Raw genomic sequence first — 13,512 nt, 5'->3', positions numbered from 1 at the left:
ACCACTGACAAGGCGCGGGCATCTGAATCAGATTCGTGGAAAGCAGACTTCAGTGCGGACGAAAAACGACCGTTTCTGACACCAGAGTTTGGGTCTGTTGCGCAACAGCAAACGGCGCACCTCGAAGTAGTCATGAACCAAGTACGAAACGCTGTATTGAGCGCAACCGAGTGTGAGACGGATTCTGGAACTCGCACGGGGAAAGGCTGGAACGACTAAGGCCAATTGTCGGGTTGGCTACGTCGAAGATAGCTGAATGGGTTGAGGAGCACTCGGGCGCCGGGGCGTCCCTCTTACCCCATGCGACTTATGTCACACATGAGCGATCCGGAGCTGAATGATGGTATCAATTCGCGATTCATTGCACCATTAGAGCAATGGTGGTACTTTTGACCAACCGATCAAGGAGGACCGCGTGAGCGTCAATAGTGAGCAGCCAAACATCATCGTGATCGTGGCGGACGACCACGGTTACGGAGACCTTTCATGCATGGGGTCTGAAACAGTCCAGAGCCCACGGCTGGACGGTCTCGCGGAATCCGGGGCGCTCCTCACTAGCCTTTACTCGAACTCACCGGTTTGTTCACCCTCTCGAGCTTCGCTTCTGTCGGGGCGCTATCCGGGCAATGTGGGGGTCCGTTCGATTCTTCAGGGCTACCGCACCACTCCCGGACTGCCCGCGTCAGTGCCCACGCTGGCCGACGCCCTACGCGACTGTGGCTATCGCACCGAGCTTGTCGGTAAGTGGCATCTGGGCCTTACGGAGGACAGCCGCCCCGAGGCGCACGGATTCGATCACTCGTTCGGCAACCTTGCAGGCGCAGTGGACTACTTCTCCCACATTCACTACAGCCCCAACAACCGCAAGGTGCCGATGAACGGCACCACCTACGTGGGCACCCCTCTGCACGATCTATGGGAGGACGGCATGGAAGTACACCGCGACGGCGAGTACATGACCGAAATCTTCGGTGCGAAAGCCGTCGAGGCAGTGAAGCGAAGTGAGGAAGACGATCGGCCATTCTTCCTGTACCTGCCCTTTACCGCCCCGCATTACCCGATGCATGCACCCGAGAGATACAAGGAACCTTTCCGTCATCTCCCATGGGGGAAAATGATCATGGCCGCCATGATCGCGGCTATGGATGAGGCAATTGGCGGTGTTATCGATGAGCTGGAGCGTCAGCACATTCGGGACAACACGCTGATCCTTTTCATGTCCGACAATGGACCCTCCCGGGAGATCCGCAACTGGCTGGACGGCACCCAGACGCCATACCAGGACAGCTCGGCGGGGCCATTCAAAGGCCACAAGTTCAGCCTGTTCGAAGGGGGTGTGCGGGTTCCAGGCATTGTCAGTTGGCCCGCGGGCATCGGCGCCGGCCAGGTCATCGACCAGCCGATCGCCGCTATGGATATCTTCCCGACAGTGCTCGGCCTCGCTGGCGGCAATCCGGACAGTTACGAACTGGACGGAACGGACATAATGCCGGTCCTGACGAGCGGCCTCGAGCCCTCCAGGGAATACCTCTTCTGGGAGCAGGGCGTGCAGACCGCAGTCCGGAAAGGGCCATGGAAGCTGGTGCTGAACGGTCAGCTGGAGGAAACACAGCCACCGCAGGATGAGGTGTTCCTGAGCAACCTCTCTAACGATCCAGGTGAAACAACCAACCTCGCCGATGAGCGCACCGACATCGCGCATGAACTTCGAACCGCGGCCGGACAGTGGCGCGCCGGTATCGAGAACCGCTGGCAGACCGAATGGCTGCCGAATATCCCCGACTATGAGACGCATGTCTTCCCGGCAGGCGTCTCAAAGTAGGGCATAACCACCAAGGAATAGAAAGGTACCAGACAATGAAGTCCTCAAAAATCCTGATCGGTGCAGGCGCCAGCGCCGTGCTGTTGGCAGGCTGCTCATCCGTCGGAGGGGGAGGTGACGCAGGCGGTGGAGAAGGTAGCTCCTACCCCGAACGCTCCATCTCGGTCATCGTGCCCGTTCCCGCCGGTTCTTCAACCGATCTCTCCACCCGTGTGGTGGCATCATGCCTCGAAGAAGAGCTCGGCCAGACTATCGTCGTGGAAAATCGGGAAGGCGGCTCCGGAGCAGTAGGAAATTCCGCCTTCGCCCGCGCTGAGGCGGACGGCTATACGCTCGTGTCCACCACAGCCGCAAACGCGGTCCTGCCTCCCATCCTTGAAGGCGACGTCGGATACGACGTGGACTCCTTCAAGCCTGTCGGAATGATCGGACAGGCACCGGTCGTGCTGGTGGTCGGACCGGACTCCGAGTACCAGAATGCCGAAGATTTCTTCGCCGCTGCGAAGAGCGACCGGGTGTTGGTAGGAATTCCGGGAGCTACCAGCGTGCCCGCAATCTCCATCAACGCCCTCATCGAACAGCAGGACCTGGCCATGGAACCTGTTGCATTCGACGGGAACCAGGGAACGGTGCAGGCGTTGCTGAGCGGTGAGGTTGATGCCGCATACGTGTCCGCAGACGGTGGTGTCACCCTTCCGCGAATCGAATCCGGTGAGATCACGGCTATCGCCACTGCTGTGACAGAGGAAGTGCCGCACCTGCCAGAGGTGCCGACCCTCGAGTCCCTCGGGTACTCGGACCTGCCCTACGCGGATTCCTTCTGGTTCCTGGCTACTCGGCCTGACACTCCGGAGGATGTAACCGGCACCCTGGAAGGTGCAATGGAAAGCTGCATGACCAACCCCGAAGTGCAGGAACAGGTGGGCGCAGGAGTGGCGCCGGCCGAGTTCGTCGACGGCGAGGCGGCTGCCGAGGCTCTGCGCTCCGCTGCTGAGGACTACGCGGCGGTTCTCGAGTGAGCGACGGCGCGGGGACTGTCTCGACTCCCGAAGAAGACCGCTATTCCCTGATGTTCGCGCGCAGCGGTATGGGTTTGCTTCTCTTGGTCGCGGTGGTCGCGACCGTCGCCGCGCCACTCACGCTCGAAATAGGCACGCTCGCGGCACCCCAACCTGGTTTCTGGGTTTTCTGGGTGTCATTGGCGACGGCCCTGTTCATCGCAGGGACTTTCCTCCGTCACACGATCCTGATGGACGGAGTGGATCCGCTCCGCAAGCAGGATCAGCCGGTGCTGCTCGCCCTACCGTTGTTATTCCTCCTCGTGCCAATGCTCACCCTTTTCGGTGTCAGCGTTACGACTTTGATCGTGTCTTTTTACTGGTTCAGGGTGATCGCACACGCTACCTGGAGGATGACAATTGTCGGCTCAATTCTGGTCACGGCGGGCGTCTGGATTGTATTCATCTATCTCCTCGGTGTGCCGTTCAGCCCCGGCACTCTCATTCGAATCTAAGGTGTGCCGCTGATGGACCTATTCTCCGGAGTCATCGAGGGCTTCCAAGTTGCCCTGTCGCCTGAAAACCTGCTGTTCGTCCTGCTCGGTGTAGCGGTCGGAATGATGGTCGGAGTCCTCCCCGGTCTCGGTCCCGCTCCCACAGTCGCTCTACTGCTGCCGATCACCTTCGGCATGGCCGGGCCCTCCGCAATCATCCTCCTCGCGGGTGTCTACTACGGCGCGATGTACGGCGGGACAATAACTTCCGTCCTGCTGCGGATACCCGGCGAGGCGGCATCCGTTGTCAGCACCATGGATGGTCACGCGATGGCCCGGCAGGGGGCCGCGGGCAAAGCGCTCGGGCTCGCGGCGATCGGCTCGTTCGTAGGCGGTCTGGTGGCCACCTTCTGCCTCATGCTGTTCTCGCCGACGTTGGCGGCGTTCGCGATGTCGTTTGGTTCGCCTGAATACGCAGTGTTGGCCCTCTTGGGTCTCGTGCTTGTGGCGTACACGTCCTCGGGCACGATGGTTAAATCGCTCATCGGCGTCGGCCTTGGTTTACTGATCGCGTCGATCGGCCAGGACCCGGTCACAGGGTCCTCCCGATGGACCTTCGGTCTGGTGGACCTTCTTGGCGGAATCGACATCGTCGCCGTCATCATGGGCCTGTTCGGACTCAGTGAGGTGCTGAACAATATTCATGAGAGCAGAACCGCGCGCACGATGATCACAAACATCGGGCGTGTGCTCCCGACCGGCAGAGATGTGAAGGAAAATGCCGGAGCAATAGGTCGTGGATCCGTAATCGGCACCGCACTCGGACTCGTGCCCGGTGGTGGCGGCGTTCTGGGCTCACTCGTCTCCTACGGTGTGGAGCGGAAAGTTTCCAAAACACCGGAACTGTTTGGCAAAGGTGCGCCCCAGGCAGTCTCAGGCCCGGAGACAGCCAACAATGCGGCAAGTATTTCGACCTTCATTCCGCTGCTGACACTGGGTTTTCCACCGAACGGTGTCCTCGCGGTAATCTTCGGGGCGCTGCTCATCCAGGGCGTCGTTCCCGGGCCGACACTCATCGTTGAACGGCCGGACATCTTCTGGGGCGTGGTTGCCTCGATGGTGATCGGTAACGTTCTTCTGCTCGTGATGAACATCCCGCTACTGCCGGTCTTCGTGAAGATCGCACAGATACCGGCCGCTGTCATGGCAACGATCACCGTGGCGATCCTGATGGTCGGTGCCTACAGCATCAATGGCAACAGTTTCGACGTCAGCGTGATGATCGTCGCCGGTGTCGTCGGTTTCCTTCTGCGTCGAATCGGTATACCGCCCGCTCCCATGGTTCTTGCCTTCATCCTCGGACCGATCTTCGAAACCAATTTCCGTCGTTCCCTCGTTCTCTCGGATGGAAGCATGGGGATCTTCGCGTCATCGCCGGTCACGATCGGCCTGCTCGCAGTGCTTCTCCTGGTGCTCGTTACAGCGGCGCTGCCGGCAGTACGGTCCCGCCGGAAGCTCATTGAAGCGGAGTGACGGTGGACTACGGATCTAGAGTTGTTCCATGACTGTCAGCACCCTTCATTCAGGAGTCCTCCATTCGGTGGGGATGCAAATTGTGAGTGGGGATCTCCCGGCGGGTTCCACGATGACCCTGGAGATGCTGCAGAACCAGTACGGCGTTTCCCGGACCGTCGCCCGGGAAAGCATGCGCATCCTTGAATCGATGCGGCTGGTAGTATCACGGCCTCGAACAGGCCTCGTGGTGCAGCCGCAGAGCCGTTGGAACGTGCTGGATCGCCAGGTGATTCGCTGGCGCCTCGACAGCAGCGCCCGGCCCCAGCAACTGCAGTCGCTCACGGAACTTCGAATCGGTATAGAACCAATGGCAGCTGCGCTTGCGGCCAGACGCGCCGACGAAAGCCAGCGAGACAAGCTTCGAGTCGCCGCAGCCGAGTTGAAGTTGTTCGGTGAGCTGAAACGGACGGACAAGTACCTCGCTGCGGACATCGCTTTTCACACCACGCTCCTAATGGCGTCCGGCAATGAGATGTACGCGTCCATGTGCGACGTCGTCGTCGAAGTTCTCGCGGAGCAGCCGTTGCGGGAGCATATATCCTTTCCCGCGCCAGCGTCAGTGCACCACCATGAACAAGTCATGTTGGCCGTCTGCGAGCGGAACCCAGATCGTGCAGAGACCGAAATGCTGCACCTCCTGAAGGATGTCAAGGCGGGGCTGGTCGCTGCTATCGGGGTGGAACCCTGATGAGTTGCTGCAGTCCGTCGCGCACTGTTGTCACGAGTGATGACGAGGGAGCAGCCGACTTTCCTGCAGGGAAAGTGGGCCACGCTGAAGTAGAGATACCTGCCGGTTCCTTCGCGATGGGGGACAGCTTCGGAGAAGGATATCCAGCCGATGGTGAACTTCCCGCCCACCCCGTGCAGGTTGAGGCCTTCCGAATGGATGCCACCGCGGTGACCAATAAGCAGTACGCTGCGTTCGTCGCTGCGACTGATTATCGAACCGAAGCGGAACGGTACGGCTCGTCCGCGGTTTTCCATCTCGTAGTGAATTCTGACAAAAAGGACATTCTGGGGACGGCGGCAGGGGCCCCGTGGTGGCTCAACGTGCGCGGAGCCGATTGGGCGCATCCGCTTGGAGGGCGCTCCTCCTGGAACGATTTCGAAGATCACCCTGTCGTGCACGTCTCCTACAATGATGCGATTGCCTACTGCCGCTGGGCAGGACGACGCCTCCCGACCGAAGCTGAATGGGAATACGCCGCTCGCGGCGGCCTCGAGGGGAGTCGCTACCCCTGGGGTAATGACTTGTACGGGCCCGGTGGTGAGCACCTCTGCAACATCTGGCAGGGCAGCTTCCCGATGAAAAATACGGTGGACGACGGTTTCCTGGCGACCGCTCCTGTCCGCAGCTTTCCGCCGAACGGCTACGGCCTGTACGAGGTGAGCGGCAACGTCTGGGAGTGGTGTAACGATTGGTTCCTGCCCAAGTACTACCTCAAGGCGCCCTTCGATAATCCGCAAGGACCCACAATTGGTCCCGGTCGGGTCATGCGCGGGGGCTCTTACCTTTGCCATGACTCCTACTGCAACCGGTACAGGGTAGCGGCCCGCAGCTCCAACACTCCCGACTCGTCAGGCAGTAATGTCGGCTTCCGTACTGCCGTAGACGGACGTTCGAATGTCTCCTAAAAGGGAAGACAGCGGAATTACCCGCCGGGGGCTTCGTGAGAGGGTGTTGCAGGGCGGCACCGAACCCGACCCGCGCTTCACTCTGGCGAATGAACGCACCTTCCTTGCCTGGATTCGTACGTCCCTAGCGATGCTCGCCGGGGGCATCGCCGTGGAGGCATTCACAACCGACATCTTCGTCTTGGAAGTTCGCACATCGCTGGCAGTCCTACTCCTATCGCTGGCCATGATCATCGGTGGCGGTGCGTTCTTCCGATGGATGAACATCGAGCGGGCTATGCGACACGCAAAGCCACTGCCACTCCCGCTCATCGCACCGATCCTAAGCTTCGGCGGAGCGCTAGCTGCGGTTGTAATGGTCGTCTTCGTACTTCTGCGATGAACGCCCGTCTCCCGGGTGAGGGGGAAGTACCCCGGCATCCTTTCCTCCACGGTGATGCCGGTTTACAACCCGAACGAACGGACCTCGCGTGGGGGCGTACGACTCTCGCGTTCATCGTGGCGGGAGCGATGTTCCTGCGGTGGATGCCGAACTATGGATGGTTTGCTGGAACTTCATTCGTCGCAGCCACGGTTGCCGCTTTCGCGCTAAATCTTACGAGGCGGCGCCTCCTTATTCGTGCGGCCAGTGGCATCCGCGGTGACCGCTCATCGGTCGCTCCCTTCGCAGCACTGCTTACATCCCTAGCCGTCGTATTCCTCGCGATACTAGGCATCTATACGGTGCTCTTCCTCCCACTGAGGCCCTAGCTGAGTCGAGGGACCCGCGACCGTAGATATGTTGCGTTGCGATGCGTTAGGGCCGGTTTCCGGGTCTTTGCAACGAACGTGTGCAGAGGTCAAGATATAAGGCATCAGACAGCTGTGGAAACGTCTCATTCCCTGGGAAGGGTGGTGATCCATTGCTGTGCGTCGAGGTTGGCGATTCGCCGGTACAGGGTGGCTCTCGACATGCCGAGGTCGCGGGCGACGTGGGATGCGGGTTGGCCTTGTTCGATGAGTCGGCGGGCGTTGGCGATTTGGCTGTCGCTGAAGATCGGTCGTCGTCCGCCGAGGTCGAGGCCGGCGGTGCGGCGTTTGGTGTTGGAGTCGTTGACGCGTTCGCGTTTGATCTCGAGCTCCATCTGGGCGAGGGCAGCCATGACGGTGAAGACCATGGATCCCATGGGGGTGCCAGTGTCGACGTTGCCGCCGCCGAGGTTCAGGACGCGCAGGTTCACCTTTTGAGCTCGAAGTTCATCGGCCAGGGCGAGCATGTTGGAAGTGGAGCGGCCGAGGCGATCGAGGGTGGTTACGATCAGGGTGTCGCCTTCATGCAGTGCGTCGAGGGCTTTGTCGAACTGGGGCCGCCGCGCATGAGCACCGCTGACCCCGTGGTCGATGTAAAGGTCATCGCGGCGGACACCGGCTGTAAGTAGGTCGGCGACTTGCCGGTCGGTGTCCTGGACGCGAGTTGATACCCGCGCATACCCGATGAGCTTGCCCATGCGGCTCCTCAATGTCCGATTGGTCCCATATTTGTCTCGCAACCCACTTCTGAGTCACGAAGGGATGCCCTTACTTAGGAGACAGCGTAGCAAGACATGGAGGGATCAGTAGTGGCGGGGGAGTGGTGTTGTCTCGTCCTACTGTGTTGCAACCCTACGGTTGTGAGGCATCGTCTTCAACTCACTGTTTGACCGGGTTTCTTCGAAGCTTCGGTATCCAGAGAGAAGGGAGGGCGTTGGCATCCTTTAGAGCATTGAGAACGTCAGTTGCAGCGATAACATTCGAGCCTCGCGCTCGGAGTGCATGCCATGCCTTAGTGAGCGCATCAAACACCTCGAGAACCTGTTGAGGCGTCACAAGATAGACGTGGTCTTCAGCTATGGCACGAGCGGACGGATGGACGCGCTTCTGCGGTGTGACTAAAAAGACCACGGAGTCGCTAGGGGCAGATTCCCCTCGCGAGCTGGCAATATAGCGAAGGTGTGATCCTGCCTGCCGAACGTCCTTAGCGCCAAGTTCTCCCTCTGGCAACGCCTCACTCTTCGCCTCCCAGCCCACCCATGACTCGGTCGAAAAGATCCAAGATGCATCAGGAGCTGAAGATGCCCCGTGGTTGCCATCACTGTCCGCTCCGGCCAACACGCCAAGGTAGACCAACGCTTCTTCATATGGAGTCGCTTCAGTGGCCAGCAGTTGGCTTCGAATCCGAGAGATCTCGTTCGCGAATGAGTTTGGTCTTGCAACCTGGGCAAACGATTGCAAGATGTTCCCAGCTGCTACTTCGTCGACCGCATCAACGTTCTCAGCCGGTGTACCAGTCTCGAAGTCATGGTCCGCAGGTGCGTGCAAGTAGGACATCCAAAGAGTCCCGCGACCGGATGAGCGGCACGCCCTGTAGTAGTCCATGCTCGTTTCCCTAAGACCCGCATCCTGTTGCTTTTCAGCCAGGACTAGCGACCAACAAGCAGCAAGGTAGTTCCAGAACGACGCGTAGCGCTGAGGGGCCCTGCCACCGGTAAGGCTGTCAACCACCCTTCTTGCATGTTCGAGAGCGCGGCCCCAATCTCCTTGCCAAGCGGCTTGAAATGCAGCGACTTCGTCCTTCGACGCCGCGCTCAATTGAGCAGTCCCCAGGGGGTGAACGACGACGGTTTCATCTCTCCGGGCCGCCAGGTCACTCTCCACCTCTGCCCACATATCGCCCTGTGCCAGGAACGCGTTGAAGTTCTCTTTCATCTCGTCAGAATCGATTCCTAGACTGTTCTCGAGTCCAAAGGAAACTTCGGCATTCAGTTCTGGGCGCATGGCGTTCCGCACATCCAATCGCGTACAGAACGAGCTGAGATCATCACCAAGCATAAGAACGGCGGCGTAATCGTCTTCGTTACGTGTGGCCCTACCTGCTCCTTGAACTATTCGAGAACGGATACGTTCTTGCAGCACATCCAAAGCTCCCAGAGAACCTACCAAGAAGCGTTCTTGCAGATCGCCCCTTGACGGTAGCCCGTCAATCACGACGAGCCTGCAATCATCATCAGGGAGGTCTAGCCCGTCATAACGATTGGTGAGAACTAGTGCCGCATCCTGCTGACTAGTAAATGGCGAGACATCGTCTTCGATGTCTTTAGCATTGAGAACTGAAAGCGAGTTTCCTACCCATTCCTCAAAGTCGTCACCAGTACGTCGATCAGGAGTAAGGACAACGACTCGTCCTACCTGTTTGGTCAGCTCTACCGTCCAGGCGGCTAGATCCCTTTTGTCACGAGCGAAGTCCGTCGTCAGCTCCGGGAACATGAAGAACCGGCGTCCAGTACCACGTTTAGCCCACTCAGGGGGTGTAGGGATCCGGGAAATCTTCGTCCTGCCGAAGCTGCGTTCGAGTTCACCACCCTCTCCAAGGGTCGCGCTCATATATAAGCGCTGTTTCGGGCTATCGAAGGCAGTATGAGCATGGGTTGGTGGTATGAAGGGACGAATTTGTAGATTCCGGTAGGACGCGTACACGAGACACTGCCCAAGATGGCCCTCAAGCATCTTCAAAGCGTAGACAGCGTCTGTATTGATCTCGGTTTCTCCGTGAGCCGCTTTCAGTACTTGTTCGAGGGCGGCCGCAGCGGACATGACACCTACAGGAGAGGCTAGATAAACGTCCGAGGCAAATTGGCCGGCGGCGGTGTCTTGCTGCAGGCGATTAAGGACTAATGGGTCAAAGGAGTCTGCTAGGACACGAAGAACTTCGTGGTAGGCCGTTTCCTTGCGTTCGAGGTTTATGGACCACGGGCTAGATACGTAGCTGTCAGCTGCATGAGCGTCGTCGACGATCATGTATTGGGAGTCTACGAGGGCGGGATTGCTGTTGAACACGTGTGAACCAACCGACACCGCGATCGCACTGGCTGATGAGTAACGCGCCCTGTCCGCAGAGCTCCAGTGTGTTACCGGTCCGATAAGCAGTACCGCGGGTAAGCCGTAGCTCAGAAGTTGTGCATGGCACTGCCGAGCTAGCTGCTTCGTCGGGCATAAATATGTGACCCGGCGACCACGAACGGAGCGTTCGAACTCCCCAATGAGTCCAGCGATGAGGGTTTTCCCCGCGCCAGTAGGTAGTTCGATAGCAACATCGCTTGCGTCCTGATGTTTGTCAGTCCAAGCAGTTAGTACGGATTCCTGGTGTGGCCAGAGTTCTTGTAGGTCTTGTCTACTTACTCGAGTTTTCTCAAAAATTGCTTTTGGCGTGCTCGGCACTGCCGCGCTGCTGTTTCGCGTCTTGAAAGCCATTAGCCGCCCCTTCGGTTAGGTCCTACCTCTTCCTCCAAGCATCGCTTAGGTGAAGGGGGAGGTTACGACAGTAAGCAAAGATGGGCGACCGTGTCGACCAGTGGGTATGTGGCGCGCCTGAATTGGTCTCGACGGACTCTAAGTCGCTGTCGATCGTAGAAGCGCTGTATTGAACCGGCAGGTTTCCCAGCGCGCACTCGTGGGCCGAGTAACCGATAACGAATTCAGCTACAGAACGGAGCGATGCCGTTCTGCAGCGTCTCGTCGTACTCAGTCTTGCATCCCGTGGATACAAGACCCTAGGCCAGCCCGGCAGATGCGCGGGCAGGGTCGCACGGCGGCAATCTATGGGTTGATATCGGTGGGTAGGTGAGTTCTCAAGGAAGAACTACAGGGTCTGCAAGGGCCACGCCTGGCAGGTCACCGCCGTTTTCGCCAATTGTCGAGTCAACTCCGGCTTGAAGCGGGCTCTTCAGTTCATTGGGGGCGTATAGCCGAATGGTCATGCGGGAGACCTCTTTTACGTCCAGCGTGATCTCGGTTGGAGGGCCAGGGTTCGCCGTGTAAATCACAGGGTCACCTTGGTCAAGACTGATGTCGATTCGGTGTTCCCCGTTTTTTGTATCGAGGACTCCGAGCGACGTGGTGAAGGTGCTGAATTTCTTACCCAAGGTGACCTCGAATACCTGTGGGGATGAGCCGTTGCAATAGAGGTTGCATTCATAGCGGAGAGTCCGCGCGTATGCCGTTCCGTTTATGGAGCTCGCGTCAGTCTCTTCCAAGTCGATTAAGCTGTTCGTTTCTTGGTCGGTAACTGGTAGGTCCAAAATTGACGTCGCCTGCACTGGGGGCTGGGCCGGCGTGGGGGTTGCGGGCGGGGTACTTGGGGGATTAGTAGTAGGCGGCGAGTTGGAAGGCTGCGGGGTTTCAGTACCGGGAGGTTGAGGAGTCAGTTCTCCGGTCGAGCTGGTAGGGGCGCCGTTGATCTGGACTAGCACCAGTGCAACGAATGCTGCCGCGATCAGCCCAGCAATCACGGGAAAGGATGAGTGCTCCTTTGCCTTCTCGGAAATCATGTTAGTAGCAACTCCGACGAGGACGCCCGCCAATAGCGTGAGCAGCACAACGGCGAAGGTGTTCATGCCTCATTATCAAGCCGAATCAGTGTTGTTGCGGATAATATAGGGCTTCTGATTGAGCTGATGTCGTCCTGCAAACGTTCCGCCTCAGGCTAAGGGACGGTGCCAGCTGCTTGGAGGTACTCGAGGAGAGTTGCAATCCTTTCATCGTCCACTGCGGCGTAAGAGCTCGGAAACGTAGACGGTGCACCAGGCGGGGCAGGCCTAATTGTGCGAGAAGCAGGCGGTAACTCCGGTGCGCCGGACCCAAAATAAATCGCTTCGGGCCACGGCATTTCGGGGTGGCGGAATACATCAGCATAGGCTTCCCGTGCGGTGAGTGAGTTCACGGTTGTTGCGAGGTCATCACCAGAGTGAGAGCGGCCAAACGCATGCGGTTCACCGACGAGAATCTTGTCTGGGGCGATTGGGAGAAAGACTGTCGACCCTTTGGTATTAGCCCATGCCAACCTCGCTCGTGACCACTTATGGCCAGTATGGGGGCATCTCCGATAAGAAGTCGTGGTTCATTGGTGCGAAAGACGGACCAGGCATACCCCTTCAGATCCTCCTCTAGGACTAGGGCGTGTCTAACCATGGTGCGAAGGAGGCTGAGCTTCTGGTCCTTTTCACTTGCCGCTTCGCGCCAGAAGTCTTGGCATATTGTCAGAAGCTCCTCAATCTCAGAAGCGGACAACTTAGAAAGGTCCCACCCCATTCTGGGGGCGATCGTCTGTAGGACGACCATGGGTTCTACGTGGGGGTTCACCTGTCTTATGTAGTCGCGGGTGATTCGCGTTCAAACAACTGCTGTCGTGACGAACCGGGCGATAACAGGGCGGTCCGAGATCGACGGCTGATCTCCCGATTGAAGCGCATACAGGACATCCGCAAAGGGTGACTCAACGTCATTAGCAAGCCATTGCTCGACTGCATCATCGTGATGATCCTCGCGTTCGAAAGCGTAGAAATCGGAGACGACAGTCGCGTTCCGCACGGAAGTTGTATTTTCGCGGCCAGTTCGGTGCCGCACGACCACTCTGTTGTTCAGCGCAAATCCTTCGAGGAGTGCGCCTGTGACTGTGTGGTGTCTCTTGCCTCTTGCCATGCCGCGATCCTTGCGCCGTAGAAGCCCTTCTTAATGCCTTCTTCTGTTATCAGCTATCAGTGCGGTCCCTCGCCTCGTCCTGTTCTTCGGTTGAATGATTTTGCGCAGACTTTCGGTTAGCCGTTCGACGGCGGCCGGCGGTTGAGTTCTCGAGTCCCAGCTTCTTCAATTCGTCCATGCTCCAGCCGTCCTTGGTTGCTCGGACGTAGGCCCGCTTGTCTTCGCGTTCTGCTTCCGCTAATTGTTCCTTGAGGTCAGTGACGCGTTGTCTCGCTTTGACAAGGACAGTGATGGACTCGATGCGTGAGTCGAGGAGTGCCCGTGCTTCTTGTTGTGCTTGTTCGAGGCTGATGTTTCCCATGCTCTAACCCTATCTGTGATGGTTCTGGTGGCTATACCGGGCACATGTGTTCCCTATCTGATTGTGTCAACTAGTTCTGGCCCCGGCAGGACGGCGTGAACTGGCCCCAGCTGAGTGGGATGGAAGAGTGCTCGT

At 58.5% G+C, this 13,512-nt stretch carries 13 protein-coding genes; 8 read left to right on the top strand and 5 right to left on the bottom strand.

The genetic code is table 11. The features are described from left to right. Positions 1-415 precede the first annotated feature (415 nt). From Q0877_RS16040 to Q0877_RS16005, 8 genes are read left to right on the top strand one after another with little or no spacing between them, the layout of a single operon-like run. Positions 416-1,822 carry a sulfatase-like hydrolase/transferase gene (locus tag Q0877_RS16040; RefSeq protein WP_299169706.1) on the top strand — a complete coding sequence of 469 codons (1,407 nt, stop codon included), beginning with the start codon at positions 416-418 and terminating at the stop codon, positions 1,820-1,822. 35 nt (positions 1,823-1,857) lie between these two features. Beyond that, on the top strand, positions 1,858-2,841 hold the full coding sequence (locus Q0877_RS16035) for a tripartite tricarboxylate transporter substrate binding protein (RefSeq protein WP_299169704.1): 984 nt from the start codon (positions 1,858-1,860) through the stop codon (positions 2,839-2,841). Next, a complete protein-coding gene (locus tag Q0877_RS16030; protein ID WP_299169702.1) occupies positions 2,838-3,335 on the top strand; it encodes a tripartite tricarboxylate transporter TctB family protein in 498 nt (165 codons plus the stop codon). The genes Q0877_RS16035 and Q0877_RS16030 overlap by 4 nt, the downstream gene beginning before the upstream one ends. A gap of 12 nt (positions 3,336-3,347) precedes the next feature. After that, the gene (locus Q0877_RS16025) at positions 3,348-4,847 is read left to right on the top strand and encodes a tripartite tricarboxylate transporter permease (RefSeq protein ID WP_299169700.1); all 1,500 of its coding nucleotides are present in this window, start codon (positions 3,348-3,350) and stop codon (positions 4,845-4,847) included. 28 nt (positions 4,848-4,875) lie between these two features. Next, a complete protein-coding gene (locus tag Q0877_RS16020) occupies positions 4,876-5,577 on the top strand; it encodes a FadR/GntR family transcriptional regulator (protein WP_299169698.1) in 702 nt (233 codons plus the stop codon). Then, positions 5,577-6,524, top strand: a complete 948-nt coding sequence (locus tag Q0877_RS16015; RefSeq protein ID WP_299169696.1) for a formylglycine-generating enzyme family protein — start codon at positions 5,577-5,579, stop codon at positions 6,522-6,524. The genes Q0877_RS16020 and Q0877_RS16015 overlap by 1 nt, the downstream gene beginning before the upstream one ends. Further along, positions 6,514-6,906: a YidH family protein gene (locus Q0877_RS16010; RefSeq protein ID WP_299169694.1), complete on the top strand. Its 393-nt coding sequence runs from the start codon at positions 6,514-6,516 to the stop codon at positions 6,904-6,906. Before Q0877_RS16015 ends, Q0877_RS16010 begins: the two co-directional genes overlap by 11 nt. Next, positions 6,903-7,274: a DUF202 domain-containing protein gene (locus tag Q0877_RS16005; RefSeq protein ID WP_299169692.1), complete on the top strand. Its 372-nt coding sequence runs from the start codon at positions 6,903-6,905 to the stop codon at positions 7,272-7,274. Before Q0877_RS16010 ends, Q0877_RS16005 begins: the two co-directional genes overlap by 4 nt. Before the next feature lie 125 nt (positions 7,275-7,399). On the opposite strand, the gene Q0877_RS16000 is transcribed toward Q0877_RS16005, so the two are convergent. From Q0877_RS16000 to Q0877_RS15980, 5 genes are all read right to left on the bottom strand, one after another. After that, positions 7,400-8,011, bottom strand: a complete 612-nt coding sequence (locus tag Q0877_RS16000) for a recombinase family protein (RefSeq protein WP_299169690.1) — start codon at positions 8,009-8,011, stop codon at positions 7,400-7,402. A 181-nt stretch (positions 8,012-8,192) separates the two neighbouring features. Continuing rightward, a complete protein-coding gene (locus tag Q0877_RS15995; protein ID WP_299169688.1) occupies positions 8,193-10,790 on the bottom strand; it encodes a DEAD/DEAH box helicase in 2,598 nt (865 codons plus the stop codon). Between the two features lie 377 nt (positions 10,791-11,167). Then, the gene (locus Q0877_RS15990) at positions 11,168-11,932 is read right to left on the bottom strand and encodes a hypothetical protein (RefSeq protein ID WP_299169686.1); all 765 of its coding nucleotides are present in this window, start codon (positions 11,930-11,932) and stop codon (positions 11,168-11,170) included. A 775-nt stretch (positions 11,933-12,707) separates the two neighbouring features. Continuing rightward, positions 12,708-13,016: a DUF4238 domain-containing protein gene (locus Q0877_RS15985; protein ID WP_299169683.1), complete on the bottom strand. Its 309-nt coding sequence runs from the start codon at positions 13,014-13,016 to the stop codon at positions 12,708-12,710. Positions 13,017-13,065: 49 nt separating this feature from the next. Then, positions 13,066-13,377, bottom strand: coding sequence for a hypothetical protein (locus tag Q0877_RS15980; protein WP_299169681.1), 312 nt, complete (start codon positions 13,375-13,377; stop codon positions 13,066-13,068). Positions 13,378-13,512: the final 135 nt, after the last annotated feature.

Source organism: uncultured Arthrobacter sp. (genome assembly GCF_947495145.1).
Classification (GTDB): domain Bacteria; phylum Actinomycetota; class Actinomycetes; order Actinomycetales; family Micrococcaceae; genus Arthrobacter_D.
This window is presented reverse-complemented; position numbering and strand designations above follow the sequence as displayed.

Excerpts from the sequence above, each read along its gene's own strand:
- Q0877_RS16010 (WP_299169694.1), top strand. The coding sequence starts at position 6,514 with ATGTCTCCTAAAAGGGAAGACAGCGGAATTACCCGCCGGGGGCTTCGT.
- Q0877_RS16015 (WP_299169696.1), top strand. The coding sequence starts at position 5,577 with ATGAGTTGCTGCAGTCCGTCGCGCACTGTTGTCACGAGTGATGACGAG.
- Q0877_RS16025 (WP_299169700.1), top strand. The coding sequence starts at position 3,348 with ATGGACCTATTCTCCGGAGTCATCGAGGGCTTCCAAGTTGCCCTGTCG.
- Q0877_RS16005 (WP_299169692.1), top strand. The coding sequence starts at position 6,903 with ATGAACGCCCGTCTCCCGGGTGAGGGGGAAGTACCCCGGCATCCTTTC.
- Q0877_RS15995 (WP_299169688.1), bottom strand. The coding sequence starts at position 10,790 with ATGGCTTTCAAGACGCGAAACAGCAGCGCGGCAGTGCCGAGCACGCCA.
- Q0877_RS16000 (WP_299169690.1), bottom strand. The coding sequence starts at position 8,011 with ATGGGCAAGCTCATCGGGTATGCGCGGGTATCAACTCGCGTCCAGGAC.
- Q0877_RS16035 (WP_299169704.1), top strand. The coding sequence starts at position 1,858 with ATGAAGTCCTCAAAAATCCTGATCGGTGCAGGCGCCAGCGCCGTGCTG.
- Q0877_RS15985 (WP_299169683.1), bottom strand. The coding sequence starts at position 13,016 with ATGGCAAGAGGCAAGAGACACCACACAGTCACAGGCGCACTCCTCGAA.
- Q0877_RS15990 (WP_299169686.1), bottom strand. The coding sequence starts at position 11,932 with ATGAACACCTTCGCCGTTGTGCTGCTCACGCTATTGGCGGGCGTCCTC.
- Q0877_RS15980 (WP_299169681.1), bottom strand. The coding sequence starts at position 13,377 with ATGGGAAACATCAGCCTCGAACAAGCACAACAAGAAGCACGGGCACTC.
- Q0877_RS16020 (WP_299169698.1), top strand. The coding sequence starts at position 4,876 with ATGACTGTCAGCACCCTTCATTCAGGAGTCCTCCATTCGGTGGGGATG.